Below are 22,607 nucleotides of genomic sequence, written 5' to 3' on the forward strand. Positions count from 1 at the left end.
GTCTCACCGCAGCCTCCCACCCAGATTGAAAGACCGTCGGCCACGTATAAATCGGGAGTCTTGACCGGTCGCGGGCACCGCTTCCGATCCACTAAAACGGGACTTTCAGGAACGACGCATCGATCGTTCAGCCAGAATATTTCGCGCTTTCGGTAGCTGCAGAGCGTCGAAATGCTTCGACGAGCTTATCCGCAATACGGTTGAGTTCTTCGCGCTCCCGTGAAGAGAGAGCCGACAGCATTTCCTCTTCCAATTTCAAGCCTAACTCGTTGCTATCTTTCCTCACACGCTTGCCTGCCACCGTGGGCCAAAGCTCAAACTGACGGGCGTCTCCCGGATGGATGGTCCTCCGTATGAGCTTGCGCTCAATCAGTTCCGCCAGAAGTTTCGAGAGCAAGGTCTTCTCAATCAGAGTCTGGCCCTTAACAGCGGTTGCCGTGATACCAGGTTCATCGCAAATCAAACGCAGCACCCGAAGCAAACGCACGTCAAGGCCGCATACAGACTTGTACGCGATGTTGGCCTGATTGATCATCTCCGACTTGATCAGGTCTAGCTTGAATGTGAGAAATTGGTCAAACATCGGATTTTCCAAAATTCGAATATTCTTGCTGGCTGGCGACATACCCGATCGGAATGCCGTGTTCATAGAAGATCTCATGACTTACCGCAACCATTCTGTCTCCAGGAGAAACTAGGCACCGATACTCGATGAATACGGGTGTCGGCAGTGATATCCGAAGTATAGCACTCGTCTCAAAATTCAATAGTTGTCGTCGGCAACTATAATTATGAAAGGCCGCGATCCGTCTATCCGACAGTGCAACAGAATCCTCTGCTGCGGAAGAGCGAGAATGCACCCGCCTTCTGCGATCGCCGCTGCAACGTGATCGCGCCATTCGTTTCTGCCCCGGGCAACCGCAACGAATCGCCGCTGCTGCGTGAGGCGCTGCCCAGACTGAACCGCATGGCCTGCGCCATCGGCATGGACCTGCAAGACTCAACGGTCAGCCTGGACGGCGTCTACGACTGCCGGGCCAACCGCAAGGCGATTTTCAAACGGGACATGATTCCCAACATTCCCGAAAACCTGCGCGGACGTAAAACACCAAAGCGGGGCCGCAAGCGGCGCTTCGATCCGGCCATCTTCGGGGAGCGCTTCCGGACCATCGAGCGCTTCTTTGCCTACCGCCGGACTCTGCGCTGTCATTCTCGCTTACGTCATTCTGTAAGGCCCCGCAGCATACCAGCCTCCGCTATTGCAACAGAACCGATATTCCCGATCATCGCTCGACACGAGATCGACGATTGCGCAGCGGCTTATGTAAATTGGACTTGCGTGAATCTATCGGCGGTCGATGTGAGAGCAGAAAGCCTCAAAGGCAGCACGTTGTGTGAGTGCGAGAAGTCGGCGCCGGGTGATGATCTCGGTATTCGGCAACGGAGATATTGAATCGTTGATCATTCACCTCTCAGGGAAGATGAGTCCACCGACAGCGCTTGGCTCGGCATGCTGAAACGTGTTCGCCGTGGTTCGCACTTCGACGGCATTAAGGTCCCTGCCAATGCGCTCATCAGGGTGTGGAAGCTGATCGCAACCATTGCTCGAACTCAAGATACGCGACAATAAAGCGAGATCGATAGGGTTCGGAATGCGCGAAATGTCGATTTGAAAGCACTGCGCTTCGATAGATCTTCACCGTGGTGTGAACCCATTCGACAGTTGCCGGCAATCCGTCACGCGCGATCAGAAACTCGATACGTGAACGTTCTTCGATTGGTTCATCTCGTGATGCACGTTGAATTGCCACCCCAGCCTTCCTGTGTGATCACAATGCATCAGTCAGATAATTCTGCGTGCAAGCATGGTGCGGATCTCCCCAATTGCTTTTGCCGGATTCAGTCCTTTGGGGCAAACGTCCGTGCAGTTCAGGATCGTGCGACATCGGAACAGACGATACGGGTCATCGAGATTATCCAGCCGTGCGGCAGTTCCTTCGTCGCGGGAATCAACCAGAAAGCGATAAGCCTGTAGCAAGCCCGCTGGGCCGACGTATTTATCCGGGTTCCACCAATACGAAGGACACGCGCTCGAGCAACATGCGCACAGGATGCATTCATAGAGGCCGTCGAGTTGATCACGTTCCTCCGGTGACTGGAGCCGCTCTCGCTCGGGGGGCGGGGTATCGTTGATCAGGTACGGCGTGATCGAATGGTACTGCTTGAAAAATGCAGTCATATCGACGATCAGATCGCGTACGACTGGTAAACCGGGTAACGGTCGCAACACCGTGTGGCTGGGTAGATCGTTGAGATTGGTCGTGCAGGCGAGACCGTTCTTGCCATTGATGTTCATAGCGTCAGAGCCGCATACCCCCTCGCGACAGGAACGCCGGAAGCTGAGCGTCTCGTCCTGCGCTTTGAGGCGAATTAGTACATCCAGTAGCATCCGGTCATTCACCGTCCTTTCTATCTTAAAGACCTGCGAATGAGGCGTGACATCCTTGTCTGGATCGTATCGGTAGATCTCGAATGTTTTTGCTCCACTCATACGTCTCTCCAATCGGGTGGCAGGCTGCTCAACACCGGACAGTTGTCCGACGTTGCTTTTGCGTCGATCAGCTACTCGCCATAGCATGCTTGGACGGCTATCAGCCGTGGAGCGAACACCTCGCAAAAATCATCGCATGCATCGTAATTCAGTTGCTGCAATCGTCAGCCCACACAGCGTGTCGGCTACCGCTGGAAAAAGGCGCTGTATCGAAGCGCTCCGTACTGTGATCGAAATCGTCCGCCTCGCTGCGGGCTCCGGTTTGACCGCTACCCAGATAAAGGTAGCTGCCATGCGCTATCTATCACTGTATATCACACTGTGATATTGTCAGCGAATTTATCTGGTAGTGATGCCATCAATTGCTGGTATGACCGGTAGAAATGACACTGCTCGCAGTCCGGGTAGCCATGCAAGGGCAATCGGATCAAAGCAGTCACAGGTTTCATTCTTCAGACAGGCACGAAAGGACATCTCGCAAGACAACGGCCTGGTTATGGTTCTCGTCCTTTGCGCCGTAGATGAGTGAGATCGAACGGCCACCTGAATCGCTCAAAAGGCGTCGCATCCGATCCTGCTGCTCCCCAGAAGCAAGCTCACTTCGGTAGCGCTGCTCGAATGCTTCCCATCGCTTCGGATCGTGGCCGAACCATTTGCGCAATGCTGTACTGGGTGCGAGGTCGAACGCCCATTGATCGAGGGCAAGCACTGCCTTGCTGCGACCTCGAGGCCAAACCCGGTCTACGAGGACACGATAGCCATCCTCCGGTGTCGGATCCTCGTATGCTCGTCTGATGAATATCTGCAATTTCCTGCGACTCGCCCGCGACATATCGTGCTCCCTCCGGGTTATCTTGCCGGCTCCGCTTCGTGCGCCAGGATCGCTTCAACTCTTGCGCGCAACACCGGAAGCAAGTCCCTTTCGAACCACGGATGCCGTTGAAGCCAGGGCTGGTTGCGTGGTGACGGATGAGGCAATGGCATCACGGCCGGCCCATATTCTGCCCACGCGCCAACTGTTTCGGTCAGGGACCGCTTGCGGCGGCCAGCGAGAAAATGGCGTTGCGCATACTGGCCGATCAACAGCGTCAGCTGGACGTTCTCCAGCTTCTCCAGAAGGCTGTCCAGCCAGATCTGCGCACATTCGCGGCGCGGCGGCTTATCGCCACCGTTGCCCCGCCCAGGATAACAAAACCCCATCGGGATGATTGCAAACCGCGACTCGTCGTAAAACGAGGGAACATCAATTCCAAGCCATTTCCGCAGTCGATCGCCGCTTGCGTCATTCCACGGAATGCCGGAAGCGTGCACGCGGGCGCCGGGTGCCTGCCCAACAATCAGAATCCGCGCGTCGGCTCTCGCGCGCAGGACTGGGCGAGGGCCAAGTGGCAGATGCTCTGCGCACACGCGACAAGCACGCACCTCACTCAAAAGTACATCGAGAGAGGGGTATGGGCGCTTATTCACTGTGCCGGCAGCTGACTTCCAGATCGTTGTCATGGCAATTCCGCCTCGCCTGCAGCGATTCCCGGCACGTCTCGCGGATCCAGAAGAACGACGGTTACAAGCAGCGACGAATTCCTCATGGCGGCAAGCTCATGCCGGGCTCCGCCCGCCAGATAAATGAGGTCACCGACATGAAGGCGTCGATGTGCATCGCCGATACCAATGTCTACTTCACCTTCGAGACACTGCACCGTGATCGGTCCGTCTACCGCGTGCGCAGGCATCCGCTTACCGGCCGGCAGAACGATCCTCATCACCTCGAGGTGCTTTTCCTTGAACAACGCCGTGGTCGGCGTCTGTTCAAGCAGCGCGGCCAGCGGCAGCACACTCGCGACTCCTCCAGACGAAAGATGCGATATAGCCATGCAGCTTCTCCTTATACGGACGCAGATTCCGTCTACATCAATGCAGGTCTCCAGCCAGCCCGTTTTCAGTTTCGTTGCTGCTTCCCGGGCATCGCCGCTGGATTGTTCCATGGAACAGCGCCCCTCGATAACGGCAAATATTTTAGCTTCTTCGCGTGCCAGCGTTCCTCCGCGGTCATCCCACGCGGCGCGCAAGCATTGATCTGATCTGCCCGATTGCATAAGCCGGATGGAGGTTTTTCGGGCAGAAATCCGTACAGTTCAGAATAGTGCGGCGACGAAACACGCGGTACGGGTCTTCCAGATTATCGAGCCGGGCGCTGGTGGCCATGTCGCGGGTGTCGACGATGACCCGGTACGTCTGCAGCAGCCCGGCGGGACCGACATACTTGTCAGGATTCCACCAGAATTACGGACACGCCGACGAACAGCATTCGCACAGGCCATCCAACTGAGCGCGCTCCTCCGGGCTCTGCGGGCGCTCGCGCCCCGGCGACGGCGGGGTATCGTTGATCAGATACAGCATCACGGAAGGATAACGCTGGAAGAGCGACATCATGTCGACGATCAGGTCCCGGATCACGGGCAAGCCCGGTAGCAGCCGAAGAATGATTCGCGACGGCAACTCTTTCATGCTGGTCTGGCACGCGGGCCGCTTGGCGCCATTGATGTTGATGGCTCTGGATCCTCGGGTGCCTTCGCGGCACGAGCGCCGCAGGGAAATCGACTCATCGACCGATTTCAGCCTGACCAGCACGTCCGGCACCATGCGATCGTTCTGATCGATGTCGACCTCGAAGCGCTGCATATAGGGCAAGACATCCTTGTCCGGATCGTAGCGACAAATTTTGATGACACGTTCGGCGATCACGGAAAGCTCCAGTTCATGGTTCTGCCCGCTGGCCGACGGTGCAGCACACGGTCAGCTAACATGGTTCGGCTACGCCGTTCAGAGATCGTCTCCGCCGCAGCCACAGCCCGCCTCGTTTGCAATCACGCGATGCAATTGCGCGAACCGCTCATCCACCGGCGTCTGGAGCAGAGGGTCTGGCTGACCGTAGACGTCGAGTAACGCAATCGCGCGAAAATCGTCCCCGTTGAGGTGCCGCACAGCCGTCGGAAACAGAATCGCCTCCTCGACGTCCATATTGCGCTGCAGCAGTTGCGCGTACTCGCGAATATGGGTCGCGACGAACTCCTGTTACATGTTTTCCTCACGCACCGCTGCCTCGAGATCTTGCAGGAGTTCGCGGCCCTGCCTGAACAGTGCCGCATGCTGAGCCTCGACTTCATGGCCGATGCTCGCCGGCAACGCCTGCTTCGCCAACAGGCGTTCGACGATGCGGTCCTCGAGCATGTGATGGCTGACGTCTGGAAAGCGCGTCAGGTAGCAAAGCGCGTCTACGAGAAGCGCGATGTCCGGTGCGCACGGGGCGGCACGCAATGACATCTCCCCGCCAAGGAGCCGCACCAGTCTTTTCAGCGTGACGTGCTCTGCCAGTAGCCGGTCAATGAGCGTGAGCATCGGGTGTCTCCCCGGGATCCTGTTGCGCTGCGATCGTGTCGAGCGCCAGCGCCGAATGGGCATACGCGGCACCCGCTCGCATTTCGGCCGCGACCCAGATTGCCTCCATGATCTCCTGTCCAGTCGCGCCACTTTTCATGGCCGCTGCGGTGTGGCCGCGTATGCAGTAGGGGCATTGCGTGACGTGCGCGACCGCCACGGCGATCAGTTGTTTTGTTCTGGCCGGCAGTGCGCCGTCGGCGAACACGCTTTCGCTGAACGCCTTGAAGGCGGCCAGCGGTTGGGGCGCGAGGTCCTTGCGTCTTCTCGCGATGGCCGCGCCCGATGCAGGATAGAGAGATTTGTCCATGATTCAGCTCCCAAAAACCGTTCGAGGAAACGTCCGCGTCGCATGCGGGCAGGCGCAGCCGATGACGAACCGTCACCGGATCGCGGAACCCGACCACAAGTGACTGGCCTCGACGCACCATTAGCGTTCGACTAACTTAACGTCGTATCCGGCGTCAGCGAACGCAACCAGAAACTCTTCGGCAAACAGCCATGAGTCAACTTTTACGGTCCTCGCATCGACATCAACGTCGACCTTTGCATCCGGTTCGACCGTGCGCATGGCCCGGGTCAGGACTGCCGCATCGTTGTCACCCTTCATCTGCCCGACTCTGAACATCATGTCCTGCTCCGTCAATCGGTGAAATCAGACGCTGCGTGACCACCGTTATGCCCGGTAGCGGTCAGCAACATGGTTCCCAGCCTTCCGACCGAGAACACCCGTACCCAACGAATGCGAGTGCCACGGAAACGTCTCCGGCGCTCGCGGACTTCCAATGATCTGTTGCTAGATGTTGTATATCATAACGTGATCCATTGGGGAATACACCTGGATTTCGGATGGATTTCGTTGCAAACCGGATTGCGCGGGCGCGCTAACTGAGTCATTGATCTGCGTCAATTCGACCATGCCATTTATGACTTTTCATACTACGATGGATCGGGAGGCTGACACAGCGTGCACGATTTAACTTCGGTGCTGTCTGCCACTCGCGAAGGCAGGTTGCTATTCCTCAGAGGCGCATATTCTGGAGACTATGTTGAGGATTACAGAACCGGTCACGGAACCGCGACCAACAGCCGATTTGGGTCTTCCCGTTCTGCGCCTGGGCTTCCGGCCGTTTTATCTGGGGGGCGCGCTTTTTGGCGCCGTTGCCATCGCGCTCTGGCTCATCACATTGCGAGGCCACCCGGTGGCAGGCTTTTCGCCTGCCATGAATGGTGTGCTATGGCACGCTCACGAAATGATCTTTGGCTTCGTCGGCGCGATCGTGGTGGGATTTCTGCTCACCGCCGTGCGCGCCTGGACGACGCTCGAAACGCCACGAGGTGCACCGCTCGCAGGACTATGGCTTCTGTGGGTGGCGGGACGCGTACTGGTCTGGTCCGGCCCGGAACGCATCGGAGCTATTGTCGATTGCGCCTTCCTTCCGGTTGTCGCGATTGTGCTCTTGCGTGTGCTGATCACGGCGCGCAATCGCCACAACATTTTCCTGCCGGTCGCACTCGGGATGTTTGGTTTGCTGAATGTCTGTTTTCACTGGTGGGCATGGCAGGGGCGTCCCGACCTTGCAATACGGGCGTCGTATGCAGCGATCGGACTGGTCGTAATGTTCGTCACCGTAATTGCGGGCCGGGTGGTGCCGATGTTTACCACGAACGCCATTCCCGGATTTCGGATGACACGCTGGAAGATGGTCGAGAGACTCGCCGTGCCGACCGTCATACTGACATTTATCGCGGATGCAACCGATGCCGCGCCGTGGTTCATCGTGGCATGCGCCTGCGCCGCAGCCACCGTCCATGGGATCAGAATCGCTGGATGGCATTCGTGGCGAGTGGCGCCCCGGCCGATTCTCTGGATTCTGCATGTCGCCTATGCGTGGATGCCGATCGGTTTTGCGTTGCTTGCCCTGGCGGCCGCCGGCGCCGTCCCGCATTCGCTCGCGATTCACGCACTGACGGTCGGAGCGATCGGGTGCGCCATTATCGCGATGATTACCCGCACCGCGCTTGGACACACCGGACGCCCGCTCGTGGCGGGACGAGCCGAGATAGCGAGTTACTGGCTGATGATCGCCGCAGCTGTCGCACGAGTCTTCGGCCCCTGGTTTGCCAGTGGCGCCACAGCAGTCTGGATCGACATAGCGGGCATATGCTGGTTTGCCGCATTCATCGCTTACCTGGTCAAATACGTGCCCTACCTGACAGCGGCCCGCATCGATGGCAAAGCGGGCTGATACGTTATCGCCGTGTTGAGGCTGGTCAGGTGCGCGGCCTCCGGGTGCGGCAGGCGGCCAGTTCTGTGGCAGGAGTTCGGCGCTAGTGCTGAGCTTGCTCCACCGTACCGGCCAGGTGGATCCTGAGGAATATCGTTATGCAACGTGCACGAAGACAGAGGCCGGCCTGGATCGGGAAAGAGGGGTCCCCGTTCCAGAAGCCACAGGAATCCCGATGCAGACTTTTGTAAAGTTCAGTCTATCTGTGAGTGTCATGAAAACAATCAGAGTGCCCACAATTTTTGACAACGCGCGTAGTCTTTCGGCATCGAGTGCCATGGAGTCGATCTGATGAGCCACTTTATTGATCGCCTGAAGTACTTCTCGACATCGAGGCCAAAGTTCTCTGAAGGTCATGGGATGACAACCCATGAGGACCGTGGATGGGAGGACGCCTACCGGCAAAGATGGCAGCATGACAAGATCGCGCGCTCGACCCACGGCGTCAACTGCACAGGTTCGTGTTCGTGGAAGATCTACGTCAAGAGCGGCATCGTCACCTGGGAAACCCAGCAGACCGATTACCCCCGCACCCGTCCCGATATGCCGAATCACGAGCCGCGTGGCTGTGCGCGCGGCGCATCCTATTCGTGGTATCTCTACAGCGCAAATCGCCTTAAATATCCGCTGATTCGCAGCGCGCTGCTCAGGCAGTGGCGCGACATGCGCGCGACGCTCGCGCCGGTGCACGCGTGGAGCGCGATTGTGAATGATCAGGAAGCCCGCGCCTCGTATACGCGTCGCCGTGGACTGGGTGGTTTTGTCCGGTCAAGCTGGGATGAAGTCAACGAGATCATTGCGGCCGCAAACATTCATACCATCAAACAACATGGTCCGGACCGGATCATCGGGTTCTCACCAATACCCGCCATGTCGATGGTGTCCTATGCGGCGGGCAGCCGCTACCTGTCATTGATCGGCGGCGTCAGTCTGAGCTTCTACGATTGGTACTGCGACCTGCCACCCGCGTCGCCGCAGACGTGGGGCGAACAGACTGACGTTCCGGAGTCGGCCGACTGGTACAACTCCAGCTTCATTATGTTGTGGGGGTCCAACGTGCCGCAAACGCGCACCCCCGATGCTCACTTCATGACCGAGGTACGTTATCGCGGCGCCAAGGTCGTATCGATCTTTCCCGATTACGCCGAGGGGGCGAAGTTCGGCGACATCTGGTTGCATCCCAAGCAGGGCACCGACGCGGCGCTCGGTCTCGCGATGGGTCACGTCGTGCTCAAAGAGTTTCACGTCGCCGGCAAGAGCGAATATTTCTCGGACTACTGCCGACGTTATACCGACATGCCGCTGCTCGTACGCATCGTCAAACAGGGCGAGCACTATGTGCCCGAACGACTCCTGAGGGCAGACGAGCTCGATGATGCATCCGGCCAGGAGAACAATGCCGCCTGGAAAACAGTTGCATTCGATGAGTTGAGCGGCAAGCCGGTCACGCCCGTCGGATCGATCGGCTTTCGCTGGGGACAGAAGGAAGGCGGCGACGCCGGCAAATGGAACCTGAAAGAAGAGGATGTCCACGGCAATCCGATCCGACCGGCCATGTCATTCGTGGAGAAGCACGACGAGGCGGTCGAAGTCTCCTTCCCCTATTTCGGCAACGTCGAACATACTCACTTCACGCATACCGGTCATGCCAGCGTCTTGCCGCGCCGCATCGGCGTACGCAAGATCGCCACCCGCGCCGGTGAAATTCTGGTTGCCACGGTCTACGACCTGTTCATTGCCAACTATGGCGTGGACCAGGGGCTCGGCGGCCCGAACGTCGCGGCCAGTTTCGACGATGACGTACCGTACACGCCCGCGTGGCAGGAGAAGATTACCGGCGTCAAACGACACGAAGTCATCGCCGTTGCGCGCGAATTCGCCGATAACGCCCAAAAGACGGAAGGCAAGTCGATGGTGATCGTCGGTGCTGGCCTGAACCACTGGTTCAATATGGACATGACCTATCGGTCGATCATCAATCTGCTCGTCATGTGCGGTTGCGTTGGTAAATCGGGCGGCGGCTGGTCTCACTATGTCGGCCAGGAAAAGCTCCGGCCGCAAACTGGCTGGCTGCCGCTTGCATTTGCAACCGATTGGCACAGGCCGGCGCGGGTCATGAACGGAACGTCGTTCTTCTATGCGCACACTGATCAATGGCGCTATGAAACGATGAAAGTTACAGAACTGCTATCGCCGCTCGCCAATGGCAGCGGGTTCGCCGATAGCCCGATCGACTACAACGTGCGTGCCGAGCGGATGGGCTGGTTGCCGTCCGCGCCGCAATTCAAGGCCAATCCGCTCGAGCTCGGCCGGGTATCAGCCGGCGCCGACGCTGGCGCCTACGTCGCGAAGGGCCTGAAGGACGGCTCGCTCGAGCTTTCGTGCACCGATCCCGACGCGGCGGAAAATTTTCCGAGAAACCTGTTTGTCTGGCGCTCGAACCTGCTCGGATCGTCCGGCAAGGGACATGAGTACTTCCTCAAGCATCTGCTCGGTGCCGAGCATGGCGTGCAGGGAAAAGATCTGGGTGCAAGCGCTGGCATCCTGCCCAAAGAGGTGAAGTGGCACGAGAAAGCGCCCGAGGGCAAGCTCGATCTCGTCGTCACGCTCGACTTCAGAATGTCCACCACCTGCCTGTATTCGGACATCGTGCTGCCAACTGCCACCTGGTACGAGAAGGACGATATGAACACGTCCGACATGCACCCGTTCATCCACCCGCTGTCGGCGGCCGTCGACCCAGCGTGGCAATCCAGAAGCGATTGGGAGATCTATAAAGGCATCGCGCGAAAGTTCTCTGAACTGGCCGAAGGCCATCTGGGTGTGGAACGCGACGTCGTGATGTCGCCGCTTCAACATGACAGCGCCGGCGAGATCGCGCAAGCCGACGGCATTGCCGACTGGGGTCACGACGAGTGCGATCCGGTTCCGGGAAAAACGATGGGGAACATTGCGGTGGTTGAACGAGACTATCCGAATACCTACCGCAAGTTCACCTCGCTCGGACCGCTGCTCGATTCGCTCGGGAATGGCGGTAAAGGCATTACGTGGCAAACCGGCGAGGAAATCGAACAACTCCGAGCACTGAATTATCCGGTCACCGACGCGGGTGTTTCGCACGGGCGACCGCAGATTCTTTCGGCGATCAATGCGGCCGAAGTGATTCTGTCGCTCGCACCGGAAACCAACGGTGCCGTCGCGGCTAAAGCATGGCAAGCGTTGTCGGCGCTCACGGGTACCGATCACACGCATCTCTCGCGCGCTCGCGAGGATGAAAAGATCCGGTTCCGGGATATTCAGGCGCAGCCGCGCAAGATCATCTCGTCGCCAACATGGAGCGGGATCGAATCCGAACATGTGTCCTATAGCGCGAGCTATACGAATGTGCATGAGCTGATTCCGTGGCGCACCCTGTCCGGACGCCAACAGCTGTATCAGGACCACGCCTGGATGCGCGACTTTGGCGAGTCACTCTGTGTCTATAAGCCGCCGGTCGACACGCGCAGCACCACCGGCGTGGCCGGCAGCCGCTCAAACGGAAACGCGGAGATCGCACTGAACTTCCTGACCCCTCATCAGAAGTGGGGCATTCACAGCACCTACACGGACAACCTGTTGATGCTGACGCTGTCGCGCGGCGGCCCGATCGTCTGGATCTCCGAGATCGATGCCAGAAAGATTGGCGTGGTCGATAACGACTGGATTGAGGCGTTCAATGTGAACGGTGCACTGACCGCTCGCGCCGTGGTCAGCCAGCGCATTCCGGTGGGTGCCGTGATGATGTATCACGCGCAGGAAAAGATCATCAATACACCGGGCTCCGAAGTCTCCGGGGTCCGTGGCATTCACAATTCGGTCACGCGTGTCATGCCGAAGCCGACCCACATGATCGGTGGCTATGCGCAGCTCTCGTACGGTTTCAACTATTACGGCACCGTCGGCTCCAATCGCGACGAATTCGTGATCGTCCGCAAAATGAACACGATCGACTGGAAGGATGAGTCGACGCCGGCGTCAGTGCTGTCGGCGGCCGAGGCCGCGCGTCATCAACACACACTCGCTCACGGCGCGCCGACGCTCGCGATGGCCAACGACGAGTCGGGAGAGAAGCGATGAAAATCCGCGCGCAGATCGGTATGGTGATGAATCTGGACAAATGCATCGGTTGCCATACCTGCTCCGTCACCTGCAAGAACGTCTGGACCTCGCGCGAGGGAATGGAGTACGCGTGGTTCAACAATGTCGAAACGAAGCCAGGCGTCGGTTATCCGAAGGACTGGGAAAACCAGGATCGCTGGAACGGCGGCTGGAAACGCAAGACGAATGGCAAGATCGAGCTTCGTGCCGGTAGCAAGTGGCGTGTGCTCGCCAATATCTTCGGCAACCCGAACCTGCCGGAGATCGACGACTACTACGAGCCGTTCACCTTTGACTATGCGCATCTGCACGATGCACCCGACGTCAAGGTCGGGCCGGTCGCCCGACCGCGTTCGCTGATCACTGGCGAGCGTCTGGAGAAGATCCAGTGGGGCCCGAACTGGGAAGAAATTCTCGGCGGAGAGTTCGAAAAGCGTAAGCAGGACTATAACTTCGATCAGGTGCAGACCGACATCTATGGGGAGTTCGAGAACACCTTCATGATGTACCTGCCGCGACTCTGCGAGCACTGCCTGAATCCCGCGTGCGTGGCCTCCTGCCCCTCCGGCGCGATCTATAAGCGCGAGGAAGACGGCATCGTTCTGATCGACCAGGACAAGTGCCGCGGCTGGCGGATGTGCGTGTCCGGGTGTCCTTACAAGAAGATCTATTACAACTGGCAAAGCGGCAAGTCGGAGAAGTGCATTTTCTGCTATCCGCGCATCGAGGCGGGCCAGCCGACGGTGTGCTCGGAAACCTGCGTCGGCCGGATACGCTATCTCGGCGTGCTGCTGTACGACGCCGACCGGATCGAGGAAGCCGCATCGGTCAAGGATCCACAGGATCTGTACGAAGCGCAACTGTCGATCTTCCTGGATCCGAACGACCCGGCCGTGCGTGAACAGGCGGCTCGCGACGGCGTGCCGGAAAACTGGCTCGAAGCGGCGCGCCATTCACCGGTGTACAAGATGGCGATGGAGTGGAAAATCGCTTTTCCGCTTCACCCCGAATACCGCACCTTGCCAATGGTCTGGTACGTCCCGCCGCTGTCGCCGATCAACTCGGCCACCAACGACGGCCGGCTTGGCATGAAGGGCTTGCTGCCCGACGTCGATTCGCTGCGCATCCCGCTGCGCTATCTGGCCAATCTGCTCACAGCGGGCCGCGAAGAACCGGTTCGGCTTGCTCTCAAGCGAATGCTGGCGATGCGCGCCTTCATGCGCGAGCGTCATGTCGAACGTCGCGAGAGCCTGGAATTGCTCGGCGAAGTCAATCTGAGCAGCGCGCAGGTCGACGAGATGTACCGATATCTGGCGATTGCCAATTACGAAGATCGATTCGTGATCCCGACCGCTCACCGCGAATACGCGGAAGATGCCTTCGACCTGCGCGCGTCGTGCGGTTTCTCGTTCGGCAACGGATGTTCCGACGGCAGCACGGAAACCAGCCTGTTCGGTGGACGCAAAGGCATCAACAAGACACGCAAGACAATTCCCATTCGCGCGGCGGGTGAATAAATGGAAGACAACCGTCTGATTCTTAGCATGTTGGGCGCGCTGCTGGACTATCCTGACCAAACACTGATCGTAGCGCTCGACGAGATCCGCGCCGAGCTGGTCGGGCATGCCGGCTTGCCGTTGGACACACGCACGGCCTTGTCCGATCTGGTCGACCGACTGTCGGCGCGGCCGCTGCTGGATCTGCAGGAAGACTACGTCGACATCTTCGATCGCGGTCGGGCAACTTCGCTCTATCTGTTTGAACACGTCCACGGCGAGTCGCGCGAGCGTGGGCAGGCGATGGTGGACCTGCTCGCCATGTACGAAACGAAGGGCCTGTTTCTCAGCCCCGGCGAATTGCCCGACTACCTGCCTGTTTTCCTCGAGTTCCTGTCTCACGAAACACCCGCGTAAGCGCACGCACTGCTCGGCGAAATTGCCGATATCACCCGACAGATCGCGACCAGACTGGCCGAGCGCGGAACACCGTATTTCGCAGCCGTTGCTGCATTGTTGCCACTCGCCGACGAGGCGCCGCTAGCGAACGCAAATGCGGCCGTGTGCGACGCCTCCACGACCCGCGAGGTCGACGGCGAAGCGCTCGACCGCGAGTGGCAGGAGGAGCCGGTGAGTTTCCTGGGTGCGCAAGCGCCTTTATCCAGGGAACCCCAGCCAATCCAGTTTTACGACAAAAGGCCATCACGTTAACCAGAAAGGGCAGACTTCCATGCTCATATTCCAGGCATTAGCGAACGGGATCCTCGCTGGAGAAACCTCATGAGTCAGCACTTCGTCAACGCATTGCTGTTTGGCATCTATCCCTATGTGTGTCTCGCGATGTGGTTGCTCGGCAGCCTGATCCGTTTCGATCGTGAGCAGTACACCTGGAAGAGCGATTCGTCGCAACTGCTCAGACGTCGTCAACTTCGCCTTGGAAGCAATCTGTTCCACGTCGGCGTATTGATTGTGATCGGCGGCCACTTCGCCGGGTTCCTTGCCCCTCACTGGATGGTCTCGCCATTCCTGAACGCCTCCCAGCATCAATTGCTCGCGGTGATGGCGGGCGGTATCGCCGGCATCATCGCGATCGTCGGACTGTCGATCCTGATGTACCGACGCCTGTCCGACCCACGCATTCGAATCAATAGTGCCCATGCGGACATTCTGGTTCTGGTGATACTGTGGTTACAACTGGCACTCGGATTGGCCACCATACCACTGTCATTGGCGCATATGGACGGCGCGATGTTCGAGATCCTGAGTGACTATGTGAAGGGCATCGTCACGTTTCAGACCGGTACCGCGGACCTCATCATTCAGGCGCCGCTCGTCTACAAAATCCATATCGCACTCGGCTTCACGATATTTCTCATTTCCCCATTCACCCGCCTCGTCCATATCTGGAGCGGCATGGCGACGGTGGGTTTCCTGGTTCGTCCTCACCAGATCGTCCGTAAGCGCTAACCCGAGGAATCTTTCATGTCGGCAAACCACGATATTTCACCAGCGCCCGCCACCATCGACGTACTGAGCGTCAACGGTGCCGTGATCGAAGCTGCCGCCATTGCAACGGAATCCGCGTCGCATGCGGACGAGCCCGATCCCGACCACGCCGCGCGACGGGCACTGGTCGTGCGTGAACTGCTGGCCCAGCGCGCCGTTGCAACAGGCCTGTTGGCGAACGGCGCCGATCTCGACGATGAGACCATTGACCGTCTGCTGGAATTGGAATGCACGACGCCAGTCCCGTCCGCGGAAGAATGCCAGCGCTACTACGCAGCGAACATGCAGAAATTCCGCAGTTCGGACCTGGTCTTCGCGCGCCACATCCTCTTTGCGTTGACCGAAAAGGCAGCCATGACGCGGGTCCGTGCCCGCGCTGAAGAGACACACCGCGAACTTGCGCAGCATCTCGACCGGTTCGATGCGCTTGCCCGAACGTTATCCAATTGTCCGTCCGGGCAGGTCGGCGGGAATCTGGGGCAGTTGACCCGCGGCGAGAGCGTACCGGAATTCGAGGCGGCAATTTTTGGCAGCCAGCACATTGGCCTGTTGCCGGGGCTCGTCAACACGCGTTATGGCTTTCATATTGTCTGGGTAGAGCGTCGCATCGCGGGTGAATCCCTTCCATTTGAAGCGGTGCGAGCCACCATCGAACGCTATCTCCGCGAGCATGTCCGGCACAAGTCGATCCAGCAATATTTGAACCTGCTGGCATCCAGCGCCGAACTGCGCGGCATCGCGCTTGATCTGCGCCCGGGCCTGTTGCTGCAATAGCGCTTTGCCACCGTTTTTGCAATGACTCAGCACTGCATTCGACGCGTGCTCATCGCCCCTCTGCGTCGATCCGATAACACCCGCATGTAGCCGTCGTCATTGTTGTCTTGCTCTGGGAGCTGCCGTGAGTCCAAAAAAAAATCCCATACTGGTTCTAAGCGTCACAACTTTGGCCTTTCTGGTCTGCTTCGTCGTCTGGATGATGTTCGGCGTGCTCGGCATCGGGCTACGAACCGAGCTTGGACTGAACAGTACGGAGTTCGGCATGCTGACGGCCACGCCGGTGCTGACTGGCGCACTACTGCGCGTTCCGCTGGGCATCTGGACCGACCGTTTTGGTGGTCGCATTGTGATGACACTATTGCTGGTTCTCTGTGCCATCCCGGTATTCCTGATCGCATACGCGACCGTGTTCTGGCAGTTCCTCGCGATTGGCCTGTGTCTCGGTGCGGTCGGCGCATCGTTCGCGGTGGGGACGCCGTATGTCGCGCGATTCTTCCCGCCCGAAAAGCGGGGCTTTGCGATGGGATTCTTTGGAGCCGGTACGGTCGGCGCCGCCGTGAATCTGTTCATCACGCCTTCGTTGCAGGCGGCATGGGGCTGGCGCGCCGTCCCGAAGATCTATGCGCTCGCGCTTCTCGTCACTGCGCTGATCTTCTGGCTCGGCTCCGCGACCGACCCGGGCGCGGGTAGATCGGCGGGGCCATGGTACAGGCAGTTCCAGGTTCTGAAGAATCCGAAGGTATGGAAGTATTGCCAGTACTATTCGATCTGCTTCGGTGGCTTCACCGCATTATCACTCTGGATTCCACAATATCTGAAGGGTGAATTCGGCTTTTCGGTCATCACCGCCGCGGCGTTGGCCGCCGGCTTTTCGCTGCCGGGATCGGTATTGCGCGCGCTGGGCGGCATCCTGTCCGACCGCTTCGGTGCGCACAAGGTGACGTGGTGGGGACTGTGGGTCGCGTGGGTATGTCTATTCCTGTTGTCGTATCCGGACACCTCTTTCATGGTGAGCACGATCAGCGGCCCGCGCAGCTTTCATATCCATCTGGGCGTCCCGGTCTTCATTGCACTTCTGTTCATTCTCGGCGTGGTCTTCGCATTCGGTATGGCGTCGACGTTCAAGTACGTCGCCGACGACTTTCCGGAGCAAATGGGCGTGGTCACGGGCATCGTTGGACTCGCTGGCGGATTGGGAGGCTTCCTCCTACCGATCCTGTTCGGTGTGATTCTTGACTGGCTTGGCGTTCGCTCGAGCTGCTTCATGTTCCTGTATGGCATCGTCTGGGTGTCGCTGATTCTGCTGTATCAATCCAGCGTGCGACAGGTCCGCATCGACGGAACATCCGCAGTGACTGAATGAATGACCGCCGTACGGCTTCCTGTCGACACAACATCACATGGATGATTAAAGATGAGTATTTCGAGTTTTGATGAGCTGATTCGCGTCGCGCGGCAACAACCCGAACCTCAGCGTCTGTTATTCGTATTCACCACGGTTGAGTTGCCTGATGACTGCACGCCAGACCAGCGGACCCGCTTCGAAGCCGGTAGGGGTGGTGCGTTGACACCACTGATGTGCGTAGACAAAACGCCCGAAGAACTCAGCACGTTTAGCGATCTGCTCGCGGAATCACGACAGGTACTTCAGGAATGGGCAATCGTCTTTGTCGCGGCACTCTCGGGTAAAAACGGGTGTGTACCGCGAAGTGAGGATGCGGAAGCACCGTTGAACAGGATGGTGGAATCGATCAAGACTGGTTCCGTCGGGATGTTTATTCCGTTCGATACCCACGGTCGGCCTGTGCTGTTTGGTCCCTCCTGAACAGATCTCTCATTGACTGTGATGGTCTTGTCCATGACGCATTCCCAATGGAGTGGGTCAGAGCGCGACGAAACGATTGATTCAGCTGCGCGGTTATGGAATCGCGGGACATCCGCGAGCTGACGGGGTTCAAGCCGAGCCCCGGGAAGTCACAAAGCTGCCCGCGGTTGATGCCGGGAGCAGGGAAGGAACGAGCATGAACGAAAAGCCAACCAACGATTGGGATCCGAGGTCCGAGGATGTCACGGACGATCGGAGTGCGGCATATGATGACATGCGGCACCGCTGTCCCATTGCGCATAGTGACTACCTGAACTTGTCCCTGTTCCGCCATGACGATGTCATGCACGTGCTCAACGACCCTGAAACTTTCAGTAATGCAGTCTCGAGCTATCTCTCCGTGCCCAATGGCATGGATCCTCCCGAGCACACCCGGTACAGAAGCATTATCGAGCCTTATTTCGGCCCGCAGCGGATGACGGTCTTTGAGCCGGTCTGCCGGGAGCTTGCCGCGAGTCTGGTGAATGGACTTTCGAGAGGCGACGAAGTCGAATTTAACGCCCGGTTCACACAAGACTTTGCGATGAACATCCAGTGCGCATTTCTGGGTTGGCCAGAGGAATTACGCGGGCCGCTTCTTCAATGGATCTGCAAAAACCGTGAAGCCACACTGACGGGTGACAGAATCGCTCTCGACCAGGTGGCCGTCGAATTTGATACCTACATTAAGGGCTTGCTGGTGCAACGGCGGGAATCGGGTGCGGACGCACCGAACGACGTCACGACTAGCCTGATACACGAGCGGATCGGGGACCGATTGCTGCAGGACGACGAAATTGTCAGCATCCTGCGTAACTGGACCGTCGGCGAACTCGGCACGATTGCGGCGTGCGTGGGGATTCTCGCTCATTACCTCGCCGAGCATCCTGATGTGCAGCAACGGTTACGGGAGCAGCCGTCGCTATTGCCAAAGGCCATCGACGAAATACTCCGGATCCGCGCGCCGCTCATCGCGAACCGCCGCATCAGTACCAGGCCGGTGGAAATCGGCGGTCGCAAGCTACCCGCCGGCCAGCGTATCACGCTCATCTGGGCATCCGCGAACCGGGACGAGACGGTTTTTGGAGACCCTGATGAATTCCGGCTTGACCGCGATCCGGCCAGCAACCTGCTATACGGTTCCGGCATTCACGAGTGTCCGGGTGCGCCGCTCGCGCGGCTCGAACTGCGTATTGGCATGGAAGAACTGCTCGCACGAACTACCTGGATTGAGCTCGTCCCGGGGAGCCCCCCCAAGAACGCAGTGTATCCAGCGGCTGGCTTTTCTGCTTTGCCATTGCGCATCGAGTGAATACCCTATGGCTCAACCAAGGCCCCGCTCAAAGTTCCACCGCCCTTGAAGCGCCCAGGAGTGACATCATGGAAGAAACGTCCGCGCTCGCTGAATGGATAATCGAACAGACGGCTGACGCCGTCATCTATGCCGACCGTTGCGGCACCATCGCGCGCTGGAACCATGCTGCAGCAGCGCTGTTCGGCTACAGTGCCGCTGAGGCGCTAGGCCAGAACCTCGATCTGATCATCCCGGAACATCTGCGAGCCGCACACTGGCGCGGCTTCGAAGCGGCGATGACAAGTGGTCATACAAGACTGCACGGCCGCGCGACGTTGACCCGTGCGATCAGCAAGACAGGCAAGAAGCTTTACGTCGAAATGACGTTCGCGATGGTGAAGAATCACGAGGGTGAGGTGCTTGGCTCGGTTGCAATAGCCCGGGACGTCACCGCGCGTGTCGAGCAGGAAAAATCTGTTGCTCGCCACGGTGGCGAGAGATAGTGCTGGATGCCGTCATCGGCGTCAGTCGCTTCGAATGAGGTAGGTGTCTCAAGCCGCAACTGATGGCGTGTGAGGATCGTCACGAAATTGCGACAATTGCCGATGGAGCGGCCACAGTCACATGCCACGTTACCGCGCATGTCCTTCTGACAGGTTCAGATGCGTTCGACTGGTCCTCAATCGTGCATCCAACCCCAAATCGGTCAGCCGACCCGCTGTTTCAAACGCCGGTACACGAGCGCTTTGTGCTGCTGCACCGCGTGATCGCTACCGATGCCGATTGCGGATGCCCGAAGGGCGACGCGTAGAGTCCCTGGCCGCGAAGGCGGAACAGTTGCCAGCTTGTGTGATCCCGCCTGCAGCAACAGATCTATGACGGTGTTCCCGCCGGCTCGATACATGTCGTCACGCTCGTCGTGACCGGCCAGGGTTCCGGATGGACAGCGGGGGGATCGCTTGCCGGGAAGCTCTCCGCCCCAGCCTCGTCGATCAGGGCTTCGAGGTGATCTGCGCGCTGACGGGCCGCGCGCTCAACTTCATGAGGGATTTGCATGATGGGCCTCAATAATGGTCTCTACTGCGGTTAAGGTTTGACAAGGCATCTTTCGATGCCCGGCGCGTCGTTTTACAAAGGCGCACAACGAGAACTTCTCCCAACGGCGTCATCCGAGGTCTGCCCCGGCATCTGCGACACCCGTCAATCTTTACCAGATTGCCGCTCAACAATGGCAGCAGGTCGGGCCGCTCGATGCTGACCTGCTCAGGCGCGTGAGCAACGAGCATGAGCGTGGCAATCTCGTGCGGTGTCAACATCGGGAAATTCGTGGCGCAAGTGGGAGACGCACCGCATTCCTGCACAATCCGGCTTGAAGGGCGTCCTTGCCCAACACGCGGGGTGTCGACATGTTTGACCTGCCGGGATGTGACGCCTTCGACTTCGTAGTGAGTTTCCATCAATGTCCTCCTGGCCAATGTTCCGTCAAGCGAGTCTCAGGCGCGTACCCGAATGCCTGCCGGTGTGGTTGGCCTCGAAAGGAAGCAGCGCCAACGTCTGTCGCCAGCTTCCGCAACCCGTCAATATCGAGAATCCGGAGATCCTTGCCGCACGCGTGGATCAGCCGGCGCCGCTGCAATTTCGTCAATGTCCGGCTGACTGTCTCGAGCTTCAGCCCGAGGTAGCAGCCGATTTCCTCGCGCGTCATCTTCAGCGTAAACGCATGAGCGGAGTAGCCGCGCGCTTCCCAGCGCCGCGACAGGTCGGCGAGAAAGGAGGCCACCCGCTCCTCGGCCGTCATGGTGCCGAGCAGCATCATGAGGGTGGACTCGCGCACGATCTCGGCACCCAGCATCTGGTGCACATGGTGCTGGATCGTCTTCACTTCCCGGCACAGCATCTCTAGCAGGTCGAACGGCATCACGCACACGGCACTGTCTTCCAGCGCGATCGCCTCGCAACTGTGCCTTCCGCTGGCAATGCCATCGATGCCGAGCGTGTCACCAGGGATGCCAAAGCCTGTGATCTGCTCGTGCCCTTCGCGGTGCATGACCACGGTCTTGAACGAACCGGCGCGAACCGCATAGATGCTTCCGAAGGTGTCGCCCGGCCGGTACAGGGCATGCCCGCGATGTACGGCGCGCACGCATTGCACGACATCGTGGAGCCGCTCGTGGGCCAGCGGGTCAATTAGGCTGCGGGTGCACAGTGCGGCCATTGCGCACGTCTTGCAGCCGATGTTTGCCGTCCACCTCCCTTCATCGTCCGGCCGCGCGAGCGGTTCACCATAAGGGACAGGTGTGGAGCTTCTCTGGGGTACGGTTGTGGTCAACATGCTTTCCTCGGGCCATGAATATCCAGGTGACCGGTTGCGCAGGCGCAGCGGGTATTTCAGTCCGCAACCTTCACTGCGAAGTCAATTACGATGTTGCCTGGTTCGCGCGCGACGTATCCGATGCCGACGCGCGCCCCGAAGTGATGCTCGATCTGGGCCAGGAGCGGCAGTGGGTCGTGGTCGTTGACAAAGCGCATCACCTCGCCTGGCTCCAGCGCATCGAGCGCGCCGAAAATGGCCGCGTGGCGGAAACGTCTGGCAACGCCGCGCGCGTCGAAGACGTACGGCTGGGCAAGAACAGGACGAACGTCTGCCGGATTTCGCATGATTGCTTCTCCTCAAAAGGTGGCCGCTCGAGGCCGTCACTGCGGTGTAATGGTGCGACGGGCCACCATGGCCGCGCTCAGCCGGGCCAGTTGCTGCCGATCGAGGCACGCTTCGGCAAATGGAAAAATCTGGCTCTCCTCCAGGGCAATGTGACCGCGGTAAGCTCCGACAAAGTCAGCGACCCAGACGTGTTCGAGCAGCCTTGTTTTCCCTTCGGCGATATCGGCGAGCGCGGTGCGCAAATATGCCCACGACGCCTCCAGGGATCGATGCTCGTCAAGCAGGGATGCGATCCGTTCACCCACCGGTGAGCATTGACGCTGACTGATCTCAATCAGCATCGGAAAGAGATCCCGTTCCTCGTCAGCGTGGTGATGCGGCGCGGCGATGTCGAAATAGCGCATGATGTTTCTGGCTGCCTGCTGCGCCTGCGTATCCGCGCCGTGCGAAGGCAGGTGTGCCGCGAGCTTTTCGAGCGTCGCGCATTGCGCCGCAATGCGCTCATGACACGCCTTCAGCATTTCAACGGGTTCGTCGAAAGAAGGCGTGGGTTTGATCAGGAGGCTGTCAGACTTCATTTCGTGCTCACATCGTTTCGCT

General features: G+C 58.9%; 25 protein-coding genes and 2 pseudogenes. 11 read left to right on the forward strand and 16 right to left on the reverse strand.

Going from position 1 to position 22,607, the window contains the following annotated elements:
• Window positions 1-127: 127 nt before the first annotated feature.
• Window positions 128-649: a MarR family winged helix-turn-helix transcriptional regulator gene (locus tag DLM46_RS34210; RefSeq protein ID WP_244306478.1), complete on the reverse strand. Its 522-nt coding sequence runs from the start codon at window positions 647-649 to the stop codon at window positions 128-130.
• A gap of 171 nt (window positions 650-820) precedes the next feature.
• On the opposite strand from DLM46_RS34210, the gene DLM46_RS34215 reads away from it, so the two are divergent.
• Window positions 821-1,453 (forward strand): hypothetical protein, encoded by a 633-nt coding sequence (locus DLM46_RS34215; RefSeq protein WP_115108490.1) that lies wholly within the window; start codon window positions 821-823, stop codon window positions 1,451-1,453.
• Between the two features lie 121 nt (window positions 1,454-1,574).
• On the opposite strand, the gene DLM46_RS39950 is transcribed toward DLM46_RS34215, so the two are convergent.
• The 10 genes and pseudogenes from DLM46_RS39950 to DLM46_RS34260 all read right to left on the reverse strand — a co-directional run bounded on the left by DLM46_RS39950 (window position 1,575) and on the right by DLM46_RS34260 (window position 6,617).
• On the reverse strand, window positions 1,575-1,811 hold the full coding sequence (locus DLM46_RS39950; RefSeq protein ID WP_244306479.1) for a hypothetical protein: 237 nt from the start codon (window positions 1,809-1,811) through the stop codon (window positions 1,575-1,577).
• 32 nt (window positions 1,812-1,843) lie between these two features.
• Window positions 1,844-2,551 (reverse strand): succinate dehydrogenase iron-sulfur subunit, encoded by a 708-nt coding sequence (locus tag DLM46_RS34225; protein ID WP_115108492.1) that lies wholly within the window; start codon window positions 2,549-2,551, stop codon window positions 1,844-1,846.
• Between the two features lie 445 nt (window positions 2,552-2,996).
• On the reverse strand, window positions 2,997-3,383 hold the full coding sequence (locus DLM46_RS34230; RefSeq protein ID WP_115108494.1) for a DUF488 domain-containing protein: 387 nt from the start codon (window positions 3,381-3,383) through the stop codon (window positions 2,997-2,999).
• A gap of 17 nt (window positions 3,384-3,400) precedes the next feature.
• Window positions 3,401-4,051, reverse strand: a complete 651-nt coding sequence (locus DLM46_RS34235) for a uracil-DNA glycosylase family protein (RefSeq protein ID WP_115108496.1) — start codon at window positions 4,049-4,051, stop codon at window positions 3,401-3,403.
• On the reverse strand, window positions 4,048-4,533 hold the full coding sequence (locus DLM46_RS34240) for a cupin domain-containing protein (RefSeq protein ID WP_341868619.1): 486 nt from the start codon (window positions 4,531-4,533) through the stop codon (window positions 4,048-4,050). Before DLM46_RS34240 ends, DLM46_RS34235 begins: the two co-directional genes overlap by 4 nt.
• A 64-nt stretch (window positions 4,534-4,597) precedes the next feature.
• Window positions 4,598-5,290 (reverse strand): annotated as a pseudogene (gene sdhB / locus DLM46_RS34245) (succinate dehydrogenase iron-sulfur subunit).
• Between the two features lie 81 nt (window positions 5,291-5,371).
• Window positions 5,372-5,569: a hypothetical protein gene (locus DLM46_RS40710; RefSeq protein WP_244306480.1), complete on the reverse strand. Its 198-nt coding sequence runs from the start codon at window positions 5,567-5,569 to the stop codon at window positions 5,372-5,374.
• Between the two features lie 54 nt (window positions 5,570-5,623).
• Window positions 5,624-5,947 carry a hypothetical protein gene (locus DLM46_RS40715; RefSeq protein WP_244306481.1) on the reverse strand — a complete coding sequence of 108 codons (324 nt, stop codon included), beginning with the start codon at window positions 5,945-5,947 and terminating at the stop codon, window positions 5,624-5,626.
• Complete coding sequence (locus tag DLM46_RS34255; RefSeq protein ID WP_115108501.1) at window positions 5,931-6,296, reverse strand: carboxymuconolactone decarboxylase family protein; 366 nt, start codon at window positions 6,294-6,296, stop codon at window positions 5,931-5,933. The genes DLM46_RS40715 and DLM46_RS34255 overlap by 17 nt, the downstream gene beginning before the upstream one ends.
• A 120-nt stretch (window positions 6,297-6,416) precedes the next feature.
• On the reverse strand, window positions 6,417-6,617 hold the full coding sequence (locus tag DLM46_RS34260; protein WP_028229409.1) for a heavy-metal-associated domain-containing protein: 201 nt from the start codon (window positions 6,615-6,617) through the stop codon (window positions 6,417-6,419).
• A 424-nt stretch (window positions 6,618-7,041) separates the two neighbouring features.
• Between DLM46_RS34260 and DLM46_RS34265 the strand changes: the two genes are divergently transcribed.
• The 10 genes and pseudogenes from DLM46_RS34265 to DLM46_RS34310 all read left to right on the forward strand — a co-directional run bounded on the left by DLM46_RS34265 (window position 7,042) and on the right by DLM46_RS34310 (window position 19,851).
• Window positions 7,042-8,235 carry an NnrS family protein gene (locus DLM46_RS34265; RefSeq protein ID WP_165848122.1) on the forward strand — a complete coding sequence of 398 codons (1,194 nt, stop codon included), beginning with the start codon at window positions 7,042-7,044 and terminating at the stop codon, window positions 8,233-8,235.
• A gap of 330 nt (window positions 8,236-8,565) precedes the next feature.
• The gene (locus tag DLM46_RS34270; protein ID WP_115108505.1) at window positions 8,566-12,390 is read left to right on the forward strand and encodes a nitrate reductase subunit alpha; all 3,825 of its coding nucleotides are present in this window, start codon (window positions 8,566-8,568) and stop codon (window positions 12,388-12,390) included.
• On the forward strand, window positions 12,387-13,928 hold the full coding sequence (gene narH / locus DLM46_RS34275; protein WP_115108507.1) for a nitrate reductase subunit beta: 1,542 nt from the start codon (window positions 12,387-12,389) through the stop codon (window positions 13,926-13,928). The genes DLM46_RS34270 and narH overlap by 4 nt, the downstream gene beginning before the upstream one ends.
• Window positions 13,929-14,618: pseudogene (gene narJ, locus DLM46_RS34280) on the forward strand (nitrate reductase molybdenum cofactor assembly chaperone). It abuts the gene before it with no gap.
• Window positions 14,619-14,687: 69 nt separating this feature from the next.
• Window positions 14,688-15,374 carry a respiratory nitrate reductase subunit gamma gene (narI, locus tag DLM46_RS34285; protein WP_115108510.1) on the forward strand — a complete coding sequence of 229 codons (687 nt, stop codon included), beginning with the start codon at window positions 14,688-14,690 and terminating at the stop codon, window positions 15,372-15,374.
• 15 nt (window positions 15,375-15,389) lie between these two features.
• A complete protein-coding gene (locus DLM46_RS34290; protein ID WP_115108512.1) occupies window positions 15,390-16,187 on the forward strand; it encodes a peptidylprolyl isomerase in 798 nt (265 codons plus the stop codon).
• Between the two features lie 199 nt (window positions 16,188-16,386).
• Window positions 16,387-17,553, forward strand: coding sequence for an MFS transporter (locus DLM46_RS34295; protein ID WP_244306485.1), 1,167 nt, complete (start codon window positions 16,387-16,389; stop codon window positions 17,551-17,553).
• A 51-nt stretch (window positions 17,554-17,604) separates the two neighbouring features.
• Complete coding sequence (locus tag DLM46_RS34300; protein WP_115108514.1) at window positions 17,605-18,015, forward strand: ribonucleotide reductase subunit alpha; 411 nt, start codon at window positions 17,605-17,607, stop codon at window positions 18,013-18,015.
• A 196-nt stretch (window positions 18,016-18,211) separates the two neighbouring features.
• Window positions 18,212-19,366 (forward strand): cytochrome P450, encoded by a 1,155-nt coding sequence (locus tag DLM46_RS34305; protein WP_115108574.1) that lies wholly within the window; start codon window positions 18,212-18,214, stop codon window positions 19,364-19,366.
• Between the two features lie 68 nt (window positions 19,367-19,434).
• On the forward strand, window positions 19,435-19,851 hold the full coding sequence (locus DLM46_RS34310; protein ID WP_115108516.1) for a PAS domain S-box protein: 417 nt from the start codon (window positions 19,435-19,437) through the stop codon (window positions 19,849-19,851).
• A gap of 370 nt (window positions 19,852-20,221) precedes the next feature.
• Here the strand turns inward: DLM46_RS34310 and DLM46_RS39955 are convergent, their stop codons facing one another.
• Genes DLM46_RS39955 through DLM46_RS34335 form a run of 5 tightly spaced genes read right to left on the reverse strand, consistent with a single transcriptional unit; the run spans window position 20,222 to window position 22,585 of the window.
• Window positions 20,222-20,404, reverse strand: coding sequence for a hypothetical protein (locus tag DLM46_RS39955; RefSeq protein ID WP_115108518.1), 183 nt, complete (start codon window positions 20,402-20,404; stop codon window positions 20,222-20,224).
• Between the two features lie 8 nt (window positions 20,405-20,412).
• On the reverse strand, window positions 20,413-20,805 hold the full coding sequence (locus tag DLM46_RS39200; RefSeq protein WP_133300426.1) for a hypothetical protein: 393 nt from the start codon (window positions 20,803-20,805) through the stop codon (window positions 20,413-20,415).
• A complete protein-coding gene (locus DLM46_RS34325) occupies window positions 20,805-21,680 on the reverse strand; it encodes a helix-turn-helix domain-containing protein (protein WP_115108520.1) in 876 nt (291 codons plus the stop codon). The genes DLM46_RS39200 and DLM46_RS34325 overlap by 1 nt, the downstream gene beginning before the upstream one ends.
• Window positions 21,681-21,736: 56 nt before the next feature.
• Window positions 21,737-22,006 (reverse strand): DUF2249 domain-containing protein, encoded by a 270-nt coding sequence (locus DLM46_RS34330; RefSeq protein ID WP_115108523.1) that lies wholly within the window; start codon window positions 22,004-22,006, stop codon window positions 21,737-21,739.
• 36 nt (window positions 22,007-22,042) lie between these two features.
• A complete protein-coding gene (locus DLM46_RS34335; protein ID WP_115108525.1) occupies window positions 22,043-22,585 on the reverse strand; it encodes a hemerythrin domain-containing protein in 543 nt (180 codons plus the stop codon).
• Between the last annotated feature and the right edge of the window lie 22 nt (window positions 22,586-22,607).

The sequence above is a fragment of the Paraburkholderia lacunae genome, assembly GCF_003353175.1.
Classification (GTDB): Bacteria; Pseudomonadota; Gammaproteobacteria; order Burkholderiales; family Burkholderiaceae; genus Paraburkholderia; species Paraburkholderia lacunae.

Excerpts from the sequence above, each read along its gene's own strand:
- DLM46_RS34210 (WP_244306478.1), bottom strand. The coding sequence starts at position 649 with ATGAACACGGCATTCCGATCGGGTATGTCGCCAGCCAGCAAGAATATT.
- DLM46_RS34225 (WP_115108492.1), bottom strand. The coding sequence starts at position 2,551 with ATGAGTGGAGCAAAAACATTCGAGATCTACCGATACGATCCAGACAAG.
- DLM46_RS34230 (WP_115108494.1), bottom strand. The coding sequence starts at position 3,383 with ATGTCGCGGGCGAGTCGCAGGAAATTGCAGATATTCATCAGACGAGCA.
- DLM46_RS34235 (WP_115108496.1), bottom strand. The coding sequence starts at position 4,051 with ATGACAACGATCTGGAAGTCAGCTGCCGGCACAGTGAATAAGCGCCCA.
- DLM46_RS34240 (WP_341868619.1), bottom strand. The coding sequence starts at position 4,533 with ATGGAACAATCCAGCGGCGATGCCCGGGAAGCAGCAACGAAACTGAAA.
- DLM46_RS40710 (WP_244306480.1), bottom strand. The coding sequence starts at position 5,569 with ATGGACGTCGAGGAGGCGATTCTGTTTCCGACGGCTGTGCGGCACCTC.
- DLM46_RS40715 (WP_244306481.1), bottom strand. The coding sequence starts at position 5,947 with ATGCTCACGCTCATTGACCGGCTACTGGCAGAGCACGTCACGCTGAAA.
- DLM46_RS34255 (WP_115108501.1), bottom strand. The coding sequence starts at position 6,296 with ATGGACAAATCTCTCTATCCTGCATCGGGCGCGGCCATCGCGAGAAGA.
- DLM46_RS34260 (WP_028229409.1), bottom strand. The coding sequence starts at position 6,617 with ATGATGTTCAGAGTCGGGCAGATGAAGGGTGACAACGATGCGGCAGTC.
- DLM46_RS34270 (WP_115108505.1), top strand. The coding sequence starts at position 8,566 with ATGAGCCACTTTATTGATCGCCTGAAGTACTTCTCGACATCGAGGCCA.
- narH (WP_115108507.1), top strand. The coding sequence starts at position 12,387 with ATGAAAATCCGCGCGCAGATCGGTATGGTGATGAATCTGGACAAATGC.
- narI (WP_115108510.1), top strand. The coding sequence starts at position 14,688 with ATGAGTCAGCACTTCGTCAACGCATTGCTGTTTGGCATCTATCCCTAT.
- DLM46_RS34290 (WP_115108512.1), top strand. The coding sequence starts at position 15,390 with ATGTCGGCAAACCACGATATTTCACCAGCGCCCGCCACCATCGACGTA.
- DLM46_RS34295 (WP_244306485.1), top strand. The coding sequence starts at position 16,387 with ATGATGTTCGGCGTGCTCGGCATCGGGCTACGAACCGAGCTTGGACTG.
- DLM46_RS34300 (WP_115108514.1), top strand. The coding sequence starts at position 17,605 with ATGAGTATTTCGAGTTTTGATGAGCTGATTCGCGTCGCGCGGCAACAA.
- DLM46_RS34305 (WP_115108574.1), top strand. The coding sequence starts at position 18,212 with ATGAACGAAAAGCCAACCAACGATTGGGATCCGAGGTCCGAGGATGTC.
- DLM46_RS34310 (WP_115108516.1), top strand. The coding sequence starts at position 19,435 with ATGGAAGAAACGTCCGCGCTCGCTGAATGGATAATCGAACAGACGGCT.
- DLM46_RS39955 (WP_115108518.1), bottom strand. The coding sequence starts at position 20,404 with ATGCAAATCCCTCATGAAGTTGAGCGCGCGGCCCGTCAGCGCGCAGAT.
- DLM46_RS39200 (WP_133300426.1), bottom strand. The coding sequence starts at position 20,805 with ATGGAAACTCACTACGAAGTCGAAGGCGTCACATCCCGGCAGGTCAAA.
- DLM46_RS34325 (WP_115108520.1), bottom strand. The coding sequence starts at position 21,680 with ATGTTGACCACAACCGTACCCCAGAGAAGCTCCACACCTGTCCCTTAT.
- DLM46_RS34330 (WP_115108523.1), bottom strand. The coding sequence starts at position 22,006 with ATGCGAAATCCGGCAGACGTTCGTCCTGTTCTTGCCCAGCCGTACGTC.
- DLM46_RS34335 (WP_115108525.1), bottom strand. The coding sequence starts at position 22,585 with ATGAAGTCTGACAGCCTCCTGATCAAACCCACGCCTTCTTTCGACGAA.